15 protein-coding genes and 2 pseudogenes are annotated in these 21441 nt (G+C 60.6%); 4 read left to right on the top strand and 13 right to left on the bottom strand.

The features are described 5' to 3' along the window. Positions 1-246 precede the first annotated feature (246 nt). From E1958_RS18470 to E1958_RS18460, 3 genes are all read left to right on the top strand, one after another. Positions 247-552, top strand: a complete 306-nt coding sequence (locus tag E1958_RS18470) for a nucleotidyltransferase domain-containing protein (protein WP_133513179.1) — start codon at positions 247-249, stop codon at positions 550-552. A 48-nt stretch (positions 553-600) separates the two neighbouring features. Then, positions 601-1104, top strand: coding sequence for a HEPN domain-containing protein (locus E1958_RS18465; RefSeq protein WP_165741847.1), 504 nt, complete (start codon positions 601-603; stop codon positions 1102-1104). Positions 1105-1343: 239 nt separating this feature from the next. Beyond that, complete coding sequence (locus E1958_RS18460) at positions 1344-1583, top strand: CopG family transcriptional regulator (protein ID WP_089723931.1); 240 nt, start codon at positions 1344-1346, stop codon at positions 1581-1583. A gap of 538 nt (positions 1584-2121) precedes the next feature. Here the strand turns inward: E1958_RS18460 and hemH are convergent. The 3 genes from hemH to E1958_RS18440 form a co-directional block, all read right to left on the bottom strand. Continuing rightward, positions 2122-3153: a ferrochelatase gene (gene hemH, locus E1958_RS18450; RefSeq protein ID WP_133513177.1), complete on the bottom strand. Its 1032-nt coding sequence runs from the start codon at positions 3151-3153 to the stop codon at positions 2122-2124. A 53-nt stretch (positions 3154-3206) separates the two neighbouring features. Continuing rightward, positions 3207-3746, bottom strand: coding sequence for a hemerythrin domain-containing protein (locus E1958_RS18445; RefSeq protein ID WP_089725044.1), 540 nt, complete (start codon positions 3744-3746; stop codon positions 3207-3209). A 232-nt stretch (positions 3747-3978) separates the two neighbouring features. Beyond that, positions 3979-7758, bottom strand: coding sequence for a translocation/assembly module TamB domain-containing protein (locus E1958_RS18440; protein ID WP_133513176.1), 3780 nt, complete (start codon positions 7756-7758; stop codon positions 3979-3981). Positions 7759-7976: 218 nt separating this feature from the next. On the opposite strand from E1958_RS18440, the pseudogene E1958_RS18435 reads away from it, so the two are divergent. Further along, positions 7977-8272, top strand: a pseudogene (locus E1958_RS18435) (IS481 family transposase); the annotation flags it as partial. 46 nt (positions 8273-8318) lie between these two features. Here the strand turns inward: E1958_RS18435 and E1958_RS18430 are convergent. The 10 genes and pseudogenes from E1958_RS18430 to E1958_RS20540 form a co-directional block, all read right to left on the bottom strand. Continuing rightward, positions 8319-8987 carry a DUF2461 family protein gene (locus tag E1958_RS18430; protein WP_133513174.1) on the bottom strand — a complete coding sequence of 223 codons (669 nt, stop codon included), beginning with the start codon at positions 8985-8987 and terminating at the stop codon, positions 8319-8321. Then, positions 8984-9616 (bottom strand): hypothetical protein, encoded by a 633-nt coding sequence (locus E1958_RS18425; RefSeq protein WP_133513173.1) that lies wholly within the window; start codon positions 9614-9616, stop codon positions 8984-8986. Before E1958_RS18425 ends, E1958_RS18430 begins: the two co-directional genes overlap by 4 nt. After that, a complete protein-coding gene (locus tag E1958_RS18420) occupies positions 9570-10157 on the bottom strand; it encodes a hypothetical protein (protein WP_133513172.1) in 588 nt (195 codons plus the stop codon). The genes E1958_RS18425 and E1958_RS18420 overlap by 47 nt, the downstream gene beginning before the upstream one ends. After that, positions 10158-10358 (bottom strand): hypothetical protein, encoded by a 201-nt coding sequence (locus tag E1958_RS18415; RefSeq protein WP_133513171.1) that lies wholly within the window; start codon positions 10356-10358, stop codon positions 10158-10160. 82 nt (positions 10359-10440) lie between these two features. Further along, a complete protein-coding gene (locus tag E1958_RS18410; RefSeq protein ID WP_133513170.1) occupies positions 10441-11511 on the bottom strand; it encodes an FG-GAP repeat domain-containing protein in 1071 nt (356 codons plus the stop codon). Between the two features lie 123 nt (positions 11512-11634). Beyond that, a pseudogene (locus E1958_RS18405) lies at positions 11635-12312 on the bottom strand (IS1595 family transposase). 1163 nt (positions 12313-13475) lie between these two features. Further along, positions 13476-13745, bottom strand: coding sequence for a hypothetical protein (locus E1958_RS18400; protein WP_133513169.1), 270 nt, complete (start codon positions 13743-13745; stop codon positions 13476-13478). A gap of 202 nt (positions 13746-13947) precedes the next feature. After that, the gene (locus E1958_RS18395) at positions 13948-17064 is read right to left on the bottom strand and encodes an efflux RND transporter permease subunit (protein ID WP_133513168.1); all 3117 of its coding nucleotides are present in this window, start codon (positions 17062-17064) and stop codon (positions 13948-13950) included. Further along, positions 17061-18383 carry an efflux RND transporter periplasmic adaptor subunit gene (locus E1958_RS18390; protein WP_133513167.1) on the bottom strand — a complete coding sequence of 441 codons (1323 nt, stop codon included), beginning with the start codon at positions 18381-18383 and terminating at the stop codon, positions 17061-17063. Before E1958_RS18390 ends, E1958_RS18395 begins: the two co-directional genes overlap by 4 nt. Positions 18384-18800: 417 nt before the next feature. Next, positions 18801-21441 (bottom strand): AAA family ATPase (locus tag E1958_RS20540; protein ID WP_166664697.1); only part of this gene is annotated, 2641 nt, incomplete at its 5' end.

Below are 21441 nucleotides of genomic sequence, written 5' to 3'. Positions count from 1 at the left end.
TGGCCGCTGGAGCGGCCACAACGGCATTCCCACGCTAGAGCCTGGGAACGAGCCATCAGGGCATCGTGGCCGCTCATTCGCTCCATAACTCGTTTTTTAGATTGCAATAATGTGGGGATACCTCAGGGACAGACCACGTTTTCTGCTATCATTCCTCCACCAAGCGGTCACACTTGTACATTGGAAAAAGAAGGACACCCATTTTGTATACTATGAACAAATCTCAATAGGGATTATCATAGGAGCATGAAAACAGCATTAGATCACCTGCCAGAACAGAAACAGCAGGAATTACAACGAGTTATCGAGATCATTCGAGAAGAAATCGATCTCGAAATGCTCATATTGTTCGGCAGTTATGCCCGTGGTAACTGGGTAGAAGACCTTGATCCAGAAACGCTTCTCTATCGCTATCAAAGCGATTTTGATCTTCTTGTTATTACCGAAACACCCCGCCAAGCCAGCAAAATTGAGCAAAACAGTCAACTTGCTCAACGCTTAACCAAAACTATCCACCGAACTCCAATCAGTTTGATTGCCGAAGATATCTAGTTTGTAAATCGGCGGCTGAGGAAAAGCCAGTATTTTTATATTGATATTTTGCGGGAAGGCGTCCTTCTATATGACTCGGGTAAATTTGAATTAGCAGAGCCAAAAGAGATTACAGGCTTTGAGCGCAAAAAACTAGCTGAGGAGGATTTTGAATATTGGTTTAATAATGCTAGAAGTTTTCTTATTGACGTTAATCATGCAAGTCAACGTTCTGATCATAGTAAGGCAGCATTTTATCTTCATCAGGCTACCGAATGTTTGTATGGGACAATATTGCTTGTATTCACTCGCTACAAGCCAAGTACGCATGATTTAGAAAAATTAGGTCAAAGAGTATCAAGCATAGAGCCAAGGTTCTTGTCTATATTTCCGCGTTCTACGGACGAAGAAAAAGAAAGGTTCAAGTTACTTCGTAAAGCCTATGTGGATGCGCGCTATAAACCAAGTTATACAATCACAAAAGAAGAGCTTAATTGGCTAGCAGAGCGAGTACAAGAGTTACAGACTTTAACTCAAAAGTTATGTAAGGAGAAAATAGCAAGCTATGAGTAGAAATCAAACAGTAAAGGGGCCAGGCTCAATTGATGGGTCGTTTTTCACAGCTCATTCGCCTAACATTCGGCTGCAAGCGACCCAATGCCGCGGTCCGGCTCCTCAGCAACTTTCAAGCTCAGTGCCACGCGGCATTGGGTGCCTGAGCCAAGCCGTTAGCCGTCAGAAGTTTGAGAGTTGGCAATGCGGTGCAAAGCAGCGAGGTCGGTAAATACTATGGCTCAACATGGAGAAAAAAGATGCCCAAAACAGTCACATTAGAACTGAATGACCAAGTATATAGAAAATTCATTGGTCTTGCAGAGCATAACAATCGCCCCATTTCGAACTTTATCGAAACGGTAATCCTTCGATATGTTGAAGAGCATGAATATGCAGATGAATTGGAGATGGCGGAAATAAGAGATGACGACGAACTAAATCTCAGCATAAAGCGTGGTATTCGCGACGCCAAAGCCAAACGGGGTAATTTTGTCTGAATTCAGAATATTTGAAACTGAAGAGTTTCTTAGGAAGCTGAAGAAAAGGAGATATTCTGAGGCAAAGCCTCACTAGGATTCCTTGAGGGACCTGCATCTTTACAAATGAGTCAACTTTGTGCGCTGCATAAAAACATTTCTGTCTCTTGTTGGGCGGGAATCGCAAATCCTTTGAACCACGGATGGACACGGATAAACACGGATTGTGATCCGTGTTTATCCGTGTCTATCCGTGGTTCTTCGGTGCGGTTGGTCACGCCTCGTCGGTCTGAGGCGGAGCCTCACTAGGATTGGTCCCCCGACATGCGGTTTCGGGCCGGGATCGACATGGGGGCAAGTATGTGGACCGCCGATTCGGGCGGCCGGCTTTGACATGGTGCCTAATGGACGAACGGTTGATTTGGACGCGGAGACTTTATGATCCCGACCACCGCAGGTATCAAGTATGCCGGTTGGGACGCCTACCGGATCGGGTGATCTTGTCGGGTGGGCTGTGCCCACCGAATCGAACCGGGTGATCTTACAGGTCAGCCACGGCCTACCCTTGCGCCTGCGGCCAACCCGTAACATGCCGCAGGACCAGTGCCGTCAGCAGCTCTAGGTGATCGGCCCGGTCGTTCAGGGCCGGGATGTAGCCGAACGCCTCACCTCCGGCCGTCAGGAAGCGATCCCGGTTCGTCACGGCGATCTCCTCCAGGGTTTCCAGGCAGTCGGCCGCAAAGCCGGGGCAGACGACATGGACCTTCTTCACGCCTTCGCGGCCCCAGGCCATCAGGGTCTCCTCCGTGTAGGGCCGCAGCCACTCCTTGCGACCGACCCGGGACTGGAAGGCGAGCTGCCAACGCTGGGGGGCGAGCGCGAGATTCTCGGCCGTCAGGCGCGCGGTCTTACGGCACTGGCAGCCGTAAGGGTCGCCGCGCAGCAGGTAGTCCCGCGGGATACCGTGAAAGGAGAACAGCAGCCGGTCGGGCTCACCCTGTTCGGCCCAGTAGGCACGGATGCTGTGTGCCAAGGCGGCGATGTAGCCCGGCTCGTCGTGGTACTGGTTGACAAAGCGCAGCTCCGGCAGCCGGCGCCAGGTCGAGAGCTCGGCGGTAACCGCGTCGAAGCCGGAGGCCGTGGTGGTCGCCGAGTATTGAGGATAGAGTGGCAGCACCAGGATGCGGCGGGCGTTCGCGTCCCGGAGAGCGGCCAGCGCCGAGGCGATCGAGGGGTTGCCGTAGCGCATCCCGAGCGCCACCCGCACTGGCCCCGACAGCTGTAGGTCGAGCCGCTCCTGAAGGGCCTTGGCCTGACGCCGGGCGATGACCAGCAGCGGCGAGCCCTGGGCCGTCCACAGGGCGCGGTAGGACCGGGCGGATCGCCGTGGGCGCAGGCGCAGTATGATGCCGTGCAGGATCGGCCACCACAGGGCCCGGGGCAGCTCGATCACCCGCGGATCACTCAAGAACTCGGCCAGGTAGCTCCGCACCGCGGGCACCGTCGGGGCGTCCGGTGTGCCCAGGTTGATCAGGAGCACCCCCAACGCATGGGGCGTGCCGTGGCGGAATCCGGTCTTCTGCTTGGACATCACGAGAGTGGCCCGCTTAGATCCGAGGCGGACCGGAGGCCTCACGTCCGATCCTAATCCGCCAGATACCGAAGCAGTGATTGGAAACGCCTCTGTCCTGCTTCGCCGAACAAGGGATCCTGCTCGCCGGACGCCGTTGAGCGGAGCTCGTCCCAATCGCTCGCGGACAAGCGTTCCCGCGCCAGCGGGAAGGCCGCGCGCTCCTCCAGGTCCAAATGCTCCCGCAAGGTCTTGACCAGCTCGCGACCCTGGACCTCCACCTGGTCCCGCCGCAAGACCTCCTCGTGCATGATGCCCTCCAACGACCGGCAAAAACGCTTATTGACCTGGCTGAGCAGCTGATGCTGGTTACTCAACAGATCCAGTACCGGATACTTCTCGTTGCTGCGCGCTCGGAGCCGGTCGAAGATATCCTCTTCGCTCGGATGGTGGACCTGATCGGCATAGTCCTCCATGTACTCCAGCAGCTCGCACAGGAGCTCGTAATCCGGCTCGCCGCCCGCGTGGAACCGGTCCAACAGGTCGTCGAGCAGATCGAGCACGCGCAAGAGGTGTTTGTGATCCCGGATGAGACGGTCAAGCAGCTCGGCCATGACTTCTCCTCTCCACAAAATCCATAGGCGACAGGTATGGAACCGAGGCACGGCACCGGTTGTAAACTAGTCTAGCACGACAACCGCGCAGGCGTTTTCGGACCCCTGCAAATACCAGGGCAACCGGATAATAAATAGATGTAAAACAATTAGGAGCTATCGTCAAAGATCTCTCCCTTCGGTCGAGATGACAGAGACTGATTTTGCCGGAAAATCTTGCTGAAACTGGGTACTAGTGCTCGAGCGTGAAGAAGATGTCGCCGCCTTGGGCGTCGCCGGTCTCGGCCTGCAGCTCGATCCAGTCGTTGAGGTCATAGCGCAGCTTGATTTTATCGGACTCGTTACCCAGGCTGTAGTCATACTCCGCGAACACCTTGGGCGCGATATAGGTGCCCAAGGAGATGGCCTGGTCCGGTTGCCCCTCGCCGCTGCGCTTGGGGGGAATGCCGGTCACCAGGTATTTGGTGACTTCCGACTGGGACATACCGGGATCGGTCGCGGAGAAAAAGGTCAGCTTCGGGTTTTTGATGGTGCCGAAGACTCGCAGGCCGGCGGTGATATCTCCCCCTTCGCGCTGGGCCGTGAGGATCAGATGGGGGTTGTCGATGGGCGATTTCGCGTAGCTCAGGAACCCTTGCTCGATGGTCAGCGGGGTGCCGACGTCCGCACTTAGGGGCCCAACGACGGAGATGCGGTAGGTGCCTTCGACGATTTCCAACTTGCCGTCCCCCAGAAGTTCTTTTCCCGGTGTCTGGAGAACGGCCAGCTCGCCCTGTATGGCGCCTTTCAGACCGAAGGCATCGACGGTCACCTGCTCGCCCAGCACCAGGCGCAGGTCGATGTTCGTAGCGTAACGGGACTGCCTCCCCTGCATCTCGGAGAGGATGACCACGTTCGACGACGGCGAAGCTATGCCTGCGGGGAGGTTGCGGGGCCGGATGCGGGCCTCGGGCACCGTCACCGTACCGGTTAGCTTGGCTCCCGTCGGCCCGATCTCGGCCTGGAGGTCGGGTGAGGCCAGGACGAAATACTCCTTGGAATTCGCCACCATGAGCCGCTTGCCCTGGGCGCCGATACGGGTAATCGGACCCTCGGCGCCCAGCAGGGTGCTGCCCTTGATCTCCAGGCGGCCCTGTCCGGCCTTAAGGCCGCCGCGGTACTCGATGCGGTCGAGACCTTTGGCCTGGGCGTCGAAGGTCAGGTCCGCGACCTTGAGGCCGATGAAGGGTACCTGGAGCCCCCCGCCCGCCAGCCGGGCGGCGCCCCTGAGCCCCGGCTTGGCGAAGGTTCCCCCGAGCTTGAAATCCGCCTTCAGGTTTCCGGTCACATGCGTGATGTCCGGAACCAGGCGCGAGACGATACCCAAATCCTTGATCCGTGCCTGCACGCCCCCCCGCAAGGGCTGCTGCGGACGCGCCGGTTGGTTCAGGCTCCAACCGGGCAGGGAGGCATCGGCGGACAGCTTGCCCAAACCGGTCAAGGGGACCGCGAGCTTGGCCCGTAGGCCTTTCTTCCCCGCGTCGACAGCGAGCTGCGCGGACGTGAAGTCCAGCTGTTCAGGGTGCCCGCCATGCAGGGTGGTGAGCTTCCCCTCGACGACCCGCACTCCGGCGGTACCTGTGAGTATCCCGCCTGCTGCTTGAAAGTCGGCCTCGGCCCTGGCCGCGCCCGCTAAGACCAAATCTTCGGGAATGAATCCCTTGAACAGATCGAAGGCCAGACGGTCCAGATCGAGCGCCGCGTTCCAGCGCCCCGCCTCCTGTTGCGTGAAGCGCGCGCAGCCCCCTGAGCCGGCCTCCTCGCGGATACAGAGCGGACCTGCGCTGATCCGCGCCCCGGCCAGATCGATCGGAACGGTCTGCTGTAGCCGCCAGTTACCGAACTTTTGGGTGCGTAGCGCCAATCCTTCCAGTCGACCCACATAGGCATTATCTCCTTTCAGGCTGCCGCTAGCCTCGAAGTCCAGCGCCAAGGGCGCGCCGGTGACCTGCGCGGACAGGCGGTGCGCGCCCATGTCACCCTTGCCCTGGATGCTTAGACTGCCGAAGACCATCCCCCCCGCTACCAGGTCTTGTCCGGTGAGGTCGATCTTTACCGGACCGCCCGGCGCCAGATCGACCTGGGCGGTACCTTTCAGGCCCCGAATGCTCTGCCCCGCTACAGCGACACCATCGGCGATCAGATCGAGACTCACCGCCGGGGTCGCGAGGGTGCCGGTTACGGCCCCATCCGCCTGTATGCTGCCCTGGGCGTCGGGGAGCAGGCTCTTGAGATCCGGCGCATCGATGTTCAACGCCAGGTCCAGCCGCTCGCCCACCGAGCCGACGGCCTTCAGGCTATTGGGGCCCGAGGCGACGCGCAGCTCATCGACCCGGAGTTCGCTACCCTGCATCCGTATCCCGGCGACGGCGTCCACCGGATAGCCCCGCAGCTTGCCCGTGAGGGACGCTATCTGAGCACTGAACTCGGGCCCCCCATCCTTGAGCTCGCCTTTGCTCAGGATGCGTCCGTCCAAAACGCCGCCCCATTCGGGCCATTGCCGGCCGGGATCGAGCCCGTCCGCCACCAGGGTGAAGGCCCAACTCGGCTCCGGCGACCAGGCGACCCGGCCTTTGGCCTCGATCTTTCCGTCCAGGGTGTCGATCCGCAGGTTGTCGATCCGGGCGGCCTGCCGATTGCCTTTCCCCGTGAGCCGTAGCTGCGCCGCGGGGAAATCGCGGCCCGACACCTCGGAAGAGATCCGATAGCTGAATTTGTCGAGGGCCCCCTGGACCCGGAGATCGCCCTGCTCGACCACGGTGACAGGCTCCCCGACCAAGGGCCAGCGCAGCCCCTCCCAGGTGACCTGCAGATCGACCTTGCCCGCGGGGTCCCAGAGGTCCAACTCCCCACCGGCGGTGAGTCGGGCACCGGATTTGTTCTCGGTCAGCTTGAGATCCGCGATGTCAAGAGCCCCGTCCCGCCAACGGACGTCCAGCTTGGCCTGAGGCCGTCCGACGTCAGGCAGATCAGGGACCACACCGGTCAGGTTTCCCTGCACCCGGGCATTGTCGAGGTCGCCGCCGGTGGTCAGTGTTCCGCTCAGATCCAGCACCGGCAGGTCGGCCTGGAGCGCGGGCAGATCGACGCCTAGGATACGCACCTCGCCCGCCCAACGCAGGCGATCCAGGACCCCCCGGACCAGGGCCCGGACCTCGGCCTGAACCGACCCCGTCAGATTGTTTTCCACGTACAGCGTATCGAGATCACCGCCGATCGTCGCCTGGCCGGCCAGCTCTAATGCCGGCTCCCGGGCCAGCTTCCAGGTCAGTCCCAACGCCAACGGATAGTCGCCGGTCAGGTCCACTTCGCCCTGGGCATCGGCCTGCAACTGCGGCTCCGGAAGGGTGAGGGTCAGCCCCTTTAGGGCGACCTGAGTGCCCGACCAGTGCGCGGCCAGCCCGATACGGTCGATACGGAAGCGGGAATCCTCATGCAGGGTGTCCCCATGCAAAGTACTGATGCTCAGCCGCCCGACCAACGCCTGCTCCAACGCCAGCTCGAGCCCCTGGGGTAGCAGGAGCTCCGGGAGCTCGACAGGACCGGACGCCGCTTCTTCGTCCTCGGAAGGGGCGATGGCGATGTCCAGCTCCCGCGCGCTGAGCTCGGAGATCCGCAGGGTCCCGGTCAGGGCTGCCAGGGGGCTCCAACGCAGATCCAGGTTGCTGAACCTCAACTCCACGCCGGGGGGCCGAACGCTCAAGCCCTCGAGGTGCAAATCCCCCAGGATACGACCATCGGCCCGCTCCACTTGGAGCAGGCCCGGCGCCAGCTCCTCCCCCAGGGAGAGGGCAAACCGCAGCCCACTCTGGGTGCCCAGCACCCAAAAGACCACCAGCAGGAGCAGCAGAACCGCCTGCAACAGGAGCGTGAACGGGACCCGCAACCAGAACCGGCGACCGGGTTTCGACGCCATGGGAGGCGGTGCCTCCGACGGGTCGGCGGCCTGGGTCGTATCGGTGTTCTGGGCCATCTCGCTCACAGGTCCGGACCGATCACAATGTGGAGGCGGGCCGGGCTGCTTTCCTTAGTTTTTGGGTCCCGGATGATTGCATAGGATCTAAAATTGGGTCATTGTTGCGTGCCAGAGAGATTCTGGAGTTACTTGTAGCCTCCGCTGCGACGGAGCAAACGCCATGAACATCCAGGTTACATGCCAATGCGACCACGACCCCGAAGACTCGCCCTTACATCCAAGCGTCAACCCAGTCCGTCACGCACTGGCTGCTGAACTGGGTGTGAGTGAGAATAGGATCCGCCGCTGGAAGCACCGTGACGACGGGGTTGCCGACGGCTGCCACACGCCGCACCGCTTGCAGACCACCCTCACCCCGGCTCTGGTGGTGGTGGAGCTGCGTAAGACCTTGCTGCTACCGCTCGATGACCTGCTGGTGGAGTTCATTCACTCTGAGGTCTCCCGCTCCGGCCTGGACCGCTGTCTGCGCCGCCACGGCGTTTCTAACCTCAAGACGCTGACGCCCCAGAAGGTGTCTATAATCTGGCGGGACTTGACATCAGCACGATAACTCGCATTTATATACCCTCGAGATAGGCCCGCCACAAGGGAACGAGACGCGTGAGTATCCCCCCCGCCTCTTCGACGAAGTTGGCCGGATCCGCCACAACCTCACTCGATGGAAAGACTCTCATCGCGCAGAGATGCGGCCCCGTGACGTAATGCTCTGCATCGCCACCGTTCATGCTGTTCTCGATCTCACCGTAACGGCTGCAGCTTCCGAGCATCAGATCCCCACCGATGCCCATGGTTCTACCGAGCGTAACGATTTCATTCGGACGCTCCTGTATCGCTTTTGCGACAGCAGAGTCGGGGGCGAGAAAGGGGGGCGATAGGTACAGGCCCACCCAGACCTCCGTCGGTTGGATACCGACGAACAGTTGGGGGTCTTCTTTCTTGCGTCCCTCGCGGTAGAAGAGTGCCAGTATATGATCCTTGTAAGGGCTCTTCCCACGCACAAACCGCATATCCCGGTTGATACGTGTGATGCACTTATTGACTTGCGGTCGGATTTCCATATCCGGCACTTGTTCTCTCAACTGAGCGCCGATTACGGATACCAACGAACGCATCGGTCCTAGCAGGTGTGCTTCATAGCGTGGGCGATTCGTATCAAACCACTGCTTATCCCGAAAACCGGTAAGATCGTTCAGGAACGCGAAGGTATCGGATGAAAAATGTGTCATTGCGTCACGCCCTCATCAGGTAGGAAACCATATGCCTTATTGACGTCTTTGGCCGACCCATGTACGAGTCCATCGATGTGAATGTCGGTCTCGAAGTTTCGAGAAAGGGCATAGGGCTGGCCGGGATAGATCGGAGAGGACAAGGGCATTACGCCGACCGCCACCAGCGTCCCGTCGATATACCCATCACCGTTGAAATCGCCGATCCGCCCGGAAACGGTCTCACCCGTTTGTAGCGGACCGACTTGTTTCGGTCCGACCAGACCGCCGGTCGTCACGTGCGGCCCCGGGATGGTGAGCGTCCCGGTGGTACCGTAGAAGGGCAACCGGATGACACCCCGCGGTCCGATGCCCAGGTCCAATACCAGGTCCATGACCATGACCAGGTTGCCATCGACCATTGTTACCGTCACTTGCTGACCCGAGAACTCCCCACCTTCACCGACAGCGGACAGAAAACGCGTGTCTGCAAGTGTGAAGGTCCCCAGATCCACGTTCTCATTGATCAGGGTCCCGTCGGACAGGCGGCCGTCCACCGGGGGAAAGTCCGTTTCGGCCGCAATGTTCGAGGCCTCCCCACCGTTATTCCAAAACGGAGTTACAAAATCGCGATCGGAAGTGAACGCCATATTTCGGATCATCGCCGGAAACAGGGGCGTAGGGATGTGGCAGCGTCACCTCTCCTGTAGTGCCGTAGAAGGGGGCCGCCACGATACCCGCAGGCCCGATACCCATGTCGAAGACGATGTCCATCGTCATAATCATGGTGTGGCCGTCCAAGAGCACAGAGATCTGCTCGCCCTGGTGGACACCACCGGCACCGATCCCGACCAGAAACGGAATACCGTTCAGCTCGAAGGGTCCCACGTCCGCACTGAAAAATCTATCCGGGCTGGACGAGGTCGCGATCTCCCCCTCTACGTTGGGTTCCTGCGCGCCGTTATTGAAGAAGGGCGTCACAAAGGTCGCCGCCGTGGTGAAAGCGACGTTGCGGATCCTCACGTCGAAGAGCACGGAGTCCGGAAGCCTCCCCGGACCATAAAAGGTGCCGGCTCCCATGAAGCTTTCCGTGGTGCTGTACACGGTGAAGGCGGCGGCGGATCCGCTGACCAGCAACCACCCTCCCAGCAAGGTTACATAGACCAAAAACCTGGTACTTGGGTTCATCATTCACCCCTGTCTGATGGTGGTCAGCTCGGCGTGTCGCCGGATACGGTAATAACCCCCGACCCGCACCACGCCCCTCTTCTCGAAGGTACCGTCCGGCCAACGGACCTGGACTGTGACTTCATCCCCGGCGTCGCGCGGTACTCCGAAATGTAAGGGGCTGTCTAAAAAGGGACCATAGACCGTAGGCTGGGTTGCGGCCAAGGACGGCCAAAACCCAGCAATAACCAAAGCTGGGGTTCGTTTCTCACCCCAGCCTACCGATTTAAAATCAATGGGTTAGTTTTTAGACAGCCTCTAAGGTATAGGGGCTGTGTCCCAGATAAGACCCACGTGCCCGTACGGTTTCGCTTCGCGACCAACCATTGCCGCTGAGCACGACCTCTGCCCCGAGCGCCTCGAGGTTGCCGCTATTGGGATCCCTGAGGTCGATCCGGACCGCGCGCGTTCCACCGGTCTCGTTACGGAGGATCAAGGGTGATCCATCATTGACCGACACCAGCCCATCCAGATCGCCATCCTTGTCCATGTCACCGAGGGCTACACAGCGCCCGACCACCGCTTCACTGACCGGTGCCCCGGTCAGATCGGCAAGGCTTTTGCCGTCGTTGACGTAGAGCTTGTTAGCGACCGTATCGTTGGAAACGAACAGATCCGGAAATCGATCGTCGTTGACATCGAGTACGACCACGCCGAGGGCCTTGTTTTCTCCCGAGACCAATCCTGCCTCTGCGCTTATATCGGCAAACCGGCCATTCCCCAGGTTACGGAATAGGCGGTTATCAAGTCCCCCGTAGACCTGCGGCGTTGCGTAGGACTTGTTGGTGCCGTCCAGCGTCGTAAAGATGTCCGTCTCCGGGCTCCACTGCACATAGTGGGCGACGAAGAGGTCGAGCCACCCATCCTGGTCCACGTCGAGCCAGGCCGCGGACGTCGCCCATTCCGGTACGCCGTATTCCAGCCCGGTGGCTGCCGTCACATCCACCAGGACACTGGCATCGTTACGCAGCAACCGGGTTCCGGTGACCGTCGTTACGACCAGATCCGAATCACCATCCGCGTCGTAATCAGCGACGGCGACCCCCATGCCATACCCCAAGATCGAGTCCAGACCCGCATCCGAGGTGACCTCCCGGAAACGCTCGCCCTCGTTGCGGTAGAGCCGTGCGATCGGGCGTCGTGACCGGTCGTTCCAGGGCCGCCCATCCGTGAACAATGCATCGAGCCGGCCGTCCCCGTCATAGTCGAACAGAGCACAACCGGGCCCCATGGTCTCGGGCATCAACTTGTCTCCGGCCGCCCCGGTTTCATGGACGAAATCGATCCCGAACTCCGCCGTCGGCTCCACCCGCAGCACAGGCCGCTTGAGGTCCGAGATCCGCCCGGCGGAGTCCGTATAGGTATAGGTCGGTGTCGGCGCGGGCCTCCGGTCACCGGCCTCATCCTCTTGCGAGCAGCCACCGGGAGGGTCTAGATAACTTTAGAGTGGGTTTTCTCTCAGTAGAGTGAGTATTCTATCATAGAGATTTTCCGCTCGATGATTAAATCTAAACTCACATTCCTTGATGTGTAAATGAAATGTTTGTCGGGGAACACCATTGAATTTCGCAAGTCTTCGTTTGGCAGACGACCAGAATGATTCAATGCCATTGATAGGGCAATTACCGCAGGCAAATTCATGCTTGCCATGATGCACGCGGAAATGTTTTTTGTAACCCACGTCGACGAGCCCATTATAGCCCCTCCAGCCGTCCGAGTGGATGATGCTATCGAGGGCTACCTGGCCCCGGATCGCAGCCTGTAGCTGCTTTTTGGAGGCGTCTGGAACGATTTCCGTGTAGACTTTCCCCTGCCGCTCCAGGATCCCGAAGACAATCGTTTTACCCCGTGCTCCACGACCCTTCTTCCCACGAACGCGTCGTGCGCCAAAATAAGATTCATCGACTTCAACCTCACCGGATAAGGGTGATGAAGCTTCACAAACCTGGGCTATTCTGATGCGTAATTTCAATCACAATTGATTAATCGTAGGGCGGCTTACACCACTCAGTTCGGCGATTTTGGAGGCCGGTAAATCGTGCGCAAAATAGCGTACAATCATTCTGAATTTCGCTTCCGAGATGTGTGAACGCCTGAAATACCTGTTTTTCCCTTGCATAACATAACCTTAGCATGCGGTTGCAGAGGCTAAAGTTATCTAGACCCAAAGAATGGTGGTAGTAAAACAATGAGGAATTTAAAATGATTCACTGTAGAAGCTACTTTCATTATAGACGATAAGGGCGAAAGATCCGCCTTTACTGAACCGGACAAGATAAAAGGCATGCAGGAGTTTTCTTGCCCACAGTTCGAAGAGCCACTGACGGAGACCCTTGAAAACAAGGATGCTATCCGAGTCCAGCCTGGCAAGGGATTGGTTAAGACCAGAGGAAGATGAAGCATGGTCGCAACCTTCAGTAGGATCGGTTGTCCTGGTCCCTTTCCCGCTTTCCAACTTATCAAAACACGAAATTGAGATCTGCTCTATTGTTGCCCCTCATCCGGCGTGGTGATTGGGTATGCGTGCAAATAACCAGTAATCCATATTCAGGACACATCGGCAGTTGAACTCGATGATCCGATTTCAGGTTATTCGTTAAGCAAAACCTGTTTACTCGTGACTCAGGTAAGCTCTTCACGGCTAATCAGTCTTTATTTCGACGCATTGTTGGTGGTGAATACCGACAACAAGTTAAATGAAGTACGCAGCTATTATTGCGTTATAGGCTGCAAATAATGGGAAAAGGACTTGTAATTCTGATCCATTCTTTCGACGGCGGATGATGCCGATCGATGATGCGCTGGCGCGTTGTTGACGTGTCGCGCTCCTTGGCCCAATCTCGCGCAATCTCTACCTCGGCCACGGGAGTGGTTCCAGGTTGGATTGAAAATTGATCCGGTCGCTTCATATGGTCGGGGTGTTAGGAGTCCAGCGGTCGTGGGTCAGGCCAGGCGACACAACGTTAGCTCCACTTTAAAAGTCGGGTGACGCGCGCCAATCACCGCGCCAGTAACGCAGCCTGGCGCGCCCGCATCAGACCCATGGTTTTTCTCCTTGCCAAACAGCCATACCAGTCATCATCACGGGAGATCGTCGATACACCACTCAGCCCTTCCGAACGACGAGACGAATCTGACGATCAAACCAAAGTTCTCTGGCAACCCGACCTAAAAACGCGCCCTTTCGGACAAACGTGAGTGTTGAATGGTGAATGCTTGGATACGTTTCCCTAATGGTATACAGAAATAACTCGTAATCATCTGGTGTGCGCAATGGATTACTCATGCGGCAATTCGGATAAGCCCTGACAAACTCTGGGGGTGTGGTTGAATGTGGTGAACTTCGTCACGATACTCGGCTTGACGTGTGAGCCATGTCTTGTAGATACTTGCCCATTCTCCGAAATCAAGCACCCATGCGTCATCATCTGGCTCTTCACCAGCAACATAGGCTGCATAAAATGTTTCAGAACGAATGCCATACTTCCGCTCAAACCGAAGCAATTCTTCTTCAAGAGCATGAATATCGAGTAAGATGTCATGTAATTGCATACCATATTTCTCCCTGCTGATATTTTACAATTTATCTGGAATCATTGATTTTGAAAGACTTTATATGCGCTCGCCCCGCTCCATCAACACACCTGGAAACGATGAGTTGAGATCCGCGGACGACTTAGCGAACAACTACGGCGAACTTCCATCTGGCTCTCGAAATGGATACAGCCCATCCTACCTTTTGCGCCTTTGCGGTTCAAACCGTCTCACGATCATCCGCCGAATCAAGCGCTCCCAACCACCCGAAATCATCCAGGATCGCATAGGCGACGGGGACCAGAAACAGGGCCGCGAGGGTGGCCGTAGCGAGGCCGAATGCGAGGCTGGCGGCCAAGGGGATCAGGATCTGGGCCTGGAGGCTCTTCTCTAACAGCAGGGGGGTGAGGCCGGCGATGGTGCTGATGGAGGTCAGCAGGATGGGCCGAAAGCGTTCCCTTCCTGCCTGCTTGGCCGCCTGGGGTACCGGAATGCCGTGTGCTCTGGCCGCGCGGATGAAGTAGACTAGCAAAATGGAGTCGTTGACTACGACGCCGAATAGGGAGGCCATACCGACGATGCTGGGCAAGGTGAGATCGAGCCCGAGGGCCAGGTGCCCGAACACCACCCCGATGAGCGCGGTGGGGATGACCAGCATGACGGTGATGGGGACCAGATAGCCGCGGAACTGGAGGGCCAGCAGCATATAGACGCCGATCAGCCCGAGCAGGACATTGCGGCCGATGGACAAGCTGGTCTTGGCCGCCTCCTTGCCTTGTCCCTCCACCTCAAAACGCAGCTCCGGATAGCGTTCGAGCAGACCTGGTACGAACTCCGAACCAGCCAGGGTCAAGAGCTCCTGGGCATTTGCCAGGCTGCGGTCGATGTCCCCCTGGATGCTGACGGCGCGCTGGCCGTTTATCCGGTGGATCCGGGCCCAGCCGCGCACCTCTTCGATATCCGCAACCACCGATAAGGGGACCAGCGCACCCTTCTGGCCGATGATGGTGAAATCCTCCAGGCTTTCGGGTCCGATACGATCTGCGGCCACCAGCCGAAGATTCACCTCGTAGGACTCGGGTCCCACCGGAAATTCGTCCACCTTGATGCCCTGAAAGGCCCCGCGCACTTGATCGGCTACGGTCTTGGCGTCCAATCCCAGCACACCCGCGCCCGGTTTGAGATGCAAGCGGTACTCACGCTTGCCGGGACGCAGGTCGTCGCTCAGGTCCAGGACACCCGCGAAACCCAGCAGCCACTCCTGGAACTCAGCCGACGCGGCCTTGAGCCGATCCAGGTCGTAGCCGAGCAACCGCAGGTCGAGAGCGCGGCCGCCGGGGCCGTGGACAGGCTCGGTGAATTTGATGGAGATGACGTCGGCCAGGTCGCCGGTTTCCTCCCGCCAGGCGTTGCGGAACTCGTCCAGGGAGGCGTTGCGGAGCTCGGTGCCCAGCAGGTCCGCGACCACGCGCGCCACGTGGGGACCATTCTCGTAGGCGTCGGGATTCTGGCCGAAGATGATGGCCTGGTTGCGCACCAGGTCCTGGCCCCCGGGCTGGCGCGGTTTGAAGCGCTGGTTGACCCGCTCCAGGGCCGCCAGCAACCGCTCGACCACCTGTTCGGTACGCGCCAGTGGCGTTCCCTGGGGGAGCAGTACCCGGGCCTCCACCAGGTCCCCGTCCAGGTCGGGAAAGGGCACGAATTTGAGCTTACCCCCCGCGGGCATGGCCAGCGCCAGAATCAGGAGCATGACGATCAAGCCCAGGGTGAGGTACCGGTAGTCCACGGCGCGATCGAGCCAGGGTCCGAATCTATGCTCACGGAACCGCTCGAAGCCGCGCTCGAAGCCGGCTCGGAAACGCGATGGGGTGCTCCGCTTCATGTGCGCCAGGGAGTGACCCAGATGGCTGGGCAGAATGAGAAAGGCCTCCACCAAGCTGACCGAGATGACCAGGATGAGCACGATGGGCATGATCCGCAGCACCTGACCCATCTCTCCGGTAATGAAGGCCAGGGAGCCGAAGATCAGGAGCGTGGTTGCGAAGGACGAGAGGATCCCCGGCAGGACCTGCTTGGCCCCCTCGATGGCCGCGTGCATGGGAGCGTCGCCCCGGGACATCCTGGCGGCGATGTTCTCGGCGATCACGATGGCGTCGTCCATGAGCAGCCCGATCCCGATCAACAGGCCCACCATGGAGATCATGTTGATGGTCACCCCCACCAGGGGCAGGATGAAGAGGGCGCCGAGAAAGGAGACGGGCAGGCCCAGGGTGACCCACAGGCTGTAGCGGATGCCGAAGAACAACCAAAGCACCAGCAGCACCAACAGCAACCCCTGGGCCCCGTTGCGCACCAGCAGGTCCAGACGGTCCTGAACCACCGAGGCGCGGTCTTGGGTCAGGGTCAAGGCGATGCCCTTGGGGGCCCGCGCATGCTCGGCGGCGATGAAGTCCTTCACCGTAGCCAGTACCACCAGCACGTCCTGGGCGCGGGTCTTGGCGATATCGAGCACCGCCGCGCGGCGGCCGTTAAACAGAATCGCCTCCTCGTCGCGGTCGAAGCGATCGCTGATCGCGGCGACTTCCCCGAGGCGGATCGCCGCGCCGGTAGCGCCCGAGATGACCACTAGGTCGCGGAAGGCATCGGCGTGCTTGCGTTGGTCATCGAAGCGCAGCAGCAGGTCTTCGGGGCCGCCTTCCAGGCGCCCCGCCGGGCTGCCGACGCTATGCCGACGCAGCGCATCGGCAACCTGATCGGTGGACAACCCATACTGGCGCAGGCGCCAGGCCGGGATCTCGATGCGGATATGGTGGTCGGAGAAGCCGCTGACCGTGACTTCGGCAATCTCATCCAGATCCAGCAGCCGGTCCTTGAGGTCCTCCGCGTAGGCCTTGAGGGCCACCGGGTCCTCGGGGCCGGTCACGGCCACCGAAACCACCGGCTCGGTACGACCCAGCTCCGTGACTACCGGCGGTTCGGTCTGGTCGGGGAAATCGTCGATGGCGTCCACATCGGACTTCACGTCGTCCAGGAAGCGCGTCATGTCCGCGCCTTCGCGCATCACGGCGGTTGCCGTACCGACGCCCTCGCGGGCCTCGCAGCGCAACTCGTCGAGCTCCGAGATGCCTTCCAGGGCGTCTTCCAAACGCCGGCAGACGGCATCTTCCACCTCGTCGGGCGTGGCCCCCCGGTAGGGAACGCGGATCTCCACCTGGTCGTTCTTGATCTCCGGAAAGGTCTCGCGCTGTAGGTCCGGTATTCTGGTCAATCCCAGGATCATGAGGGCGGCCATGAGCAGATTGGCCGCCGTGGGATGGCGGGCGAACCAGGCGATCACGATCCGTCTCCCCCCGCGGCGGCGAGTACCGCAACCAGTTCCTTATCGATGATGGGTTGCAGCAACATGCCCTCCACCGCCGGTACCAGGTCGGAGACCAAGACCCGCTCGCCGGGCGTAAGCCCCTGCTCGATAACGGAGATCTGTCCCTGGCTGAACAGCACTGTTACCGGGCGTCGGCGCAGACGGTGGTCCTGGTCTGCCACCATCACCGCCCCGTCGCGGACGGCCGCACGCGGCACCAGGATGCGTGCCTGGTGCGACTTGCCACGCAATATCACCTGCACGAACATGCCCTTGGACAAGGGGGGCCGGTAGCCGGGTATGATCTTGTCATAGGGGCGATCTACCGCCACGACCACGCCCATGGTACGGGTTTGGGCGTCCACCGCGTCGTCAAAACGCACGAACTGAGCCTCCCATTCAGCCTGGTGGTTGCCCAAGTCCAGCCGCACCAGGGGGGAGAAACCCAACATGGTCGTCAACTGCTCACGCAGCCGCGCCGGGTCGAGCTTGAATTCCGGCCGGTCCAGGAACAACCGGCGCAGGGCAGACATGGCCACCTGGACCTCGATCTCCACCCGGTCCACCGCATCCCCCGCGAACAGGGTTTGGCCGACGGAGACGAACTGGTCGGCCTCTACCTTCAAATCGGCCACCCGCAGGTCGAAGGGGGCGCGGATGAGGCTATGCACCAGATCGCGTTCCGCGCGCGCGCTCTTGGTCTGGAGTACCTTTCTGCGCGCCGGGATCAGGGCCAGGGTGTTTTTGAGATTCTGCTCCGCGGCGCTGGCCCCGAGCACGGATCGCTCCGCTTCGTCCACCGCGCTCTTGGAGGTGGTTCCCTTTTGGACCAACCTCCGCGCGCGCTCCAGGTCCTGTTGGGCGAGTGCCAGGTTGCGGGTCTCGATCGCCAAGGAGGCGCGGGCGTTTTGCTCCTGCACCCTAAGCTCCGCCAACTCCGCCTCGGTCTCGGCCAGGGCCAGCTCATAGTCCACGGGATCGATGCGCAAGAGCTCCGTCCCCTCCGCCAGGATCTCGCCATCGCGCAGGCGGGGATGGATCCGGATCACCCGTCCCTTCACTTGGGCCACCGCCTCCCAGACCCGGGCCGGACGCGCCGGGCCGTAGCCTTCGGCGGTCGGAATCAGATCCAGCTCCAGGGCCTCGATGACCCGCACCGTGCGCGTCGGTTCGCCCCGCTGGGCCGTCGCCGGCGGTTCCTTGCCGGCGGTGATCCACAGCAAGGCGAGCACCCCGAGCACAATGGGAGGCACCAGCAGCAACTTACGCCACAGGGGCGAACGCTTCATCCTCATGATCGACCTCCAGTCGCCGGCTACCAGCTTCCGGCCATCAGTCCATATGGGTAGTCCCACAACAGCCCACTTCAGGGGCTTGGGGGCAAGTATCCTGCATTCTTCAGGGCAATGGAAACCTCGGCTGCCGGTAGGCCCACGGGTAGTGCGTTACATCTCGCTAGTGGAGTTTGGTTAAGAGGCTGTCTAAAAACTAACCCATTGATTTTAAATCGGTAGGCTGGGGTGAGGAACGAACCCCAGCTGTGGTTATTGCTGGGTTTTGGTCGTCCCTGGCCGCAACCCAGCCTACGGCCTACGGTCCCTTTTTAGACAGTCTCTTAGTTTTTAGACAGCCTCTAAGCCTGCTGGGCTCAACCGCCGGATGCGGAAAACCGCAGGTCCGGTGGTGTGGGAGGGCTGACGGGCGCAATCCCGTCAGCCCGACCCGATCGCCTCCAGCTCACGTTCCAGCATCCGCCGGGGTTCTTCGGCGCGGACCCGGTCCCGCCACAGGGGCACCTGCCACCGGAAGCGGTCCTGGCTGCGGCCGATGAGAAAGGCCAGCTCTAGCCGGGTCAGGGACTCCTTCACCCGTTCCGGCGCGGCCTCGTAGCCGAGCCCGGTCAATAGATCCAGCACCTGGGCGAGGGTAAATTCCGCCTGCTCGATCAGGCCGTAGACGATCACGCGGTCCAGCCGGTCGGAGGTCTCATCGCCGGTCAGGCTGCCCCAGCCCTCCAGGGCGCTGTGCAGGGAGCGGCTCTCCAGGGCCCGCTCCAGATCGGCTGCGGTCAGCTCCCGTTGGGCCAGGCCCAGGCCCTGCAGCATCCGGTCGCAAATGATGGCAATCAGATTCGCCCGGCCGCCCGCGAGATCCAGGATCCGTGTTATCAGCGCGTCGGAGGCGTAGTGCAGATTCAAGGCCGCCATGGGTCGGACCACCAGCTCCCGACAGGCCTCCGGCTCCAGGGCGCCGATACCGATGGTCTCCGCGAAGTTCTTGATCGGTGACTGGTAATCGAAGCTGGCCGAGCGGTAGAGGCTCCAGAATCCGGCCAGGATGAACTGGCAGCGGCCCTCGTCGCTCAGACTCCGGAAGCCGTTCAGACAGGCATAGCCGCGTGCGGCGTCCTGTCGGACAAAGACATCCGATTCGTCGAGCAGCAGCAGGCGGCGCTTGCCGGTCGCTATCTCCCCCAGGCGGTCCAGAACCGCCGCCAGGGACGAATCCGTCGGCATCCCGAGCGTCCGGGCCAGCCTGGACTCGATGCTGGCCTGGCCCACGGAGACATAGCGGCAATCCACGCCAGCGTCCTGGTCGTAGCGGCGCTTCAAGGCCAGCAGCAGGCTGGATTTGCCAAGCTGGCGCCCGCCCACCAACAGATAGTTGGCGGGTCCCCGGTGTTGGATATCGGAGATGATTTGGGTGCGGCCGAAAAAGGTGCCCTCCTTCTTTACCCCGAGCCGGGTCTGGTAGGGCGAGATGCGTGCCACCTTCACATAGCCGGCGATCAGCCTGGCACAGGCCTCCACCGGCTCGGGATCGAGTAGGAGTTCGCTCAGCTCCGCGTCCCGGGGCGCCACCAGCCAGTTGTCCGGGGTGCGGCAGCGGTCACTGAGATCCGCCTGCTGTCCCGGATTCCCGGCCAGGACCAGGCATATCTGATCCCCGTCCCCCCCATCTCTCCCCTGATCTCTTCTAGCCAGGCCGGACAGGATCTCCTGTTCCGACCAATCAGCGGGCGGAAAGACTACCGAGCAGGTCTTGAGATTGAGCGGGAAATCCTCACCGAGCCTCAAGTCGAACCGCTCGATGGCCCCATCCGTGCCCAGACCTTCCATGCGTTGCCAATCGGCGCCCAGGCGGTGGGCGAGCCATTTGATCCGCTCCTCGGTAGGCTCCTGCCGGAATCTGAGGGCCTGGTCGAGCCAACGCCCGTGGATGCCGTTGGCCGCCAGGACAGTATCCAGGCGCCGGGTACGCCGGAGCAGCCGCCGGGCCTGATCCAGTTGCCCCAGGCCCAGCCGGGGCAGCAGGGCAGGCTCGGCGGCGAGCCGCCGGGTCAGGGGGTGGGTATATTGACGCAGCGACCAGAGCAGGACCGACAAGGCAAGCAACAGGGCCATGAGCCCGGCATAGCGCTGCCAGGGCGGTGTGGCCAGGCGAATGGGCAGATCCGGAAAGGCCCAGTCATGGGGTGGGTAGGAAAGCTCCCGGACCATCAGACTCAGGCGGCTGTCTTCATTCAGCTCCATAGCCTCGGGCAGGGCGAAGGAGAGAGCAATCTCCTGGCCGGCGGGGATTGTATCCTCGGTCACCTGGGCCAACTGTCTGTCGCTGCCGCCGATCTGATTGCTGATTCGGGCCTCAAACTCGGCCTCCTGAAGCGCCTGTTTGCCGGTGTTGCGGACTTGGACCGTCAGCGTGGACACATCGCCCGCAGTCTGCTCCGGTTCTCCGACCAGCGTGAGTTCCGGCGCCCGGCCAAGGACCAGGAACTCGAGCGAGACAGGCTCGCCATGGGCCTGCTCCAAGCGCAGCTTCAGCTTCCCCTCCTGACTCTGCGGCTTGGAACCGGCCGCCAGATAAGAAACCGCGCCCTTGGCTTCCCAGATCTCGCCGGGACCCAGCCGGACCCGCCGCCGCGGCGGTGGTGTGAACAGAAAGGGGTCCCCGTCCGCACGCTCCTGATAGATCCGCAGCCAGTAGGCAGTCTCCGGGCCTGGATTACGCACTCGCAGGATAACCGGGACGGATTCCCCGTCGCCTGGCGATAAGACGGGGGGCGACAGCCCGGACTCGGCGCTTCCATCGTCTGGCCGCACCGACTCGATTACCAACTCGACCGGTCCGAAGCCGGCGGGCAGCGAGACCGGCCTTATCCGGCCGCTTTTTTTGTCCCGGCGGATGAGCAGGGTGCCGTCGTCATAACGCCGGCACCGCCCCGGATCTACCTGGCAGCCGACCCAGAGCCCGTCCCGGCCCCCGACGAGGATGCCGAGCATGTGGCCGGTGGCGGGGTCCCACAAGCGCAGCGTGTTATCCGAAGATGCCGAAGCCAGGAATCGCCCGTCC

Source organism: Candidatus Thiosymbion oneisti (assembly GCF_004359955.1).
Classification (GTDB): Bacteria; Pseudomonadota; Gammaproteobacteria; order Chromatiales; family Chromatiaceae; genus Thiosymbion; species Thiosymbion oneisti.
Note: the sequence above shows the minus strand (reverse complement) of the source record. Positions and strands in the feature narration are given on the sequence as shown.

What these genes read in the sequence shown, in the direction of transcription:
- E1958_RS18440 (WP_133513176.1), bottom strand. Translation starts at nt 7,758, where the DNA reads ATGGCCCAGAACACCGATACGACCCAGGCCGCCGACCCGTCGGAGGCA.
- E1958_RS18400 (WP_133513169.1), bottom strand. Translation starts at nt 13,745, where the DNA reads ATGCAATTACATGACATCTTACTCGATATTCATGCTCTTGAAGAAGAA.
- hemH (WP_133513177.1), bottom strand. Translation starts at nt 3,153, where the DNA reads ATGTCCAAGCAGAAGACCGGATTCCGCCACGGCACGCCCCATGCGTTG.
- E1958_RS18470 (WP_133513179.1), top strand. Translation starts at nt 247, where the DNA reads ATGAAAACAGCATTAGATCACCTGCCAGAACAGAAACAGCAGGAATTA.
- E1958_RS18445 (WP_089725044.1), bottom strand. Translation starts at nt 3,746, where the DNA reads ATGGCCGAGCTGCTTGACCGTCTCATCCGGGATCACAAACACCTCTTG.
- E1958_RS18425 (WP_133513173.1), bottom strand. Translation starts at nt 9,616, where the DNA reads ATGGCGTTCACTTCCGATCGCGATTTTGTAACTCCGTTTTGGAATAAC.
- E1958_RS18420 (WP_133513172.1), bottom strand. Translation starts at nt 10,157, where the DNA reads ATGATGAACCCAAGTACCAGGTTTTTGGTCTATGTAACCTTGCTGGGA.
- E1958_RS18430 (WP_133513174.1), bottom strand. Translation starts at nt 8,987, where the DNA reads ATGACACATTTTTCATCCGATACCTTCGCGTTCCTGAACGATCTTACC.
- E1958_RS18390 (WP_133513167.1), bottom strand. Translation starts at nt 18,383, where the DNA reads ATGAGGATGAAGCGTTCGCCCCTGTGGCGTAAGTTGCTGCTGGTGCCT.
- E1958_RS18460 (WP_089723931.1), top strand. Translation starts at nt 1,344, where the DNA reads ATGCCCAAAACAGTCACATTAGAACTGAATGACCAAGTATATAGAAAA.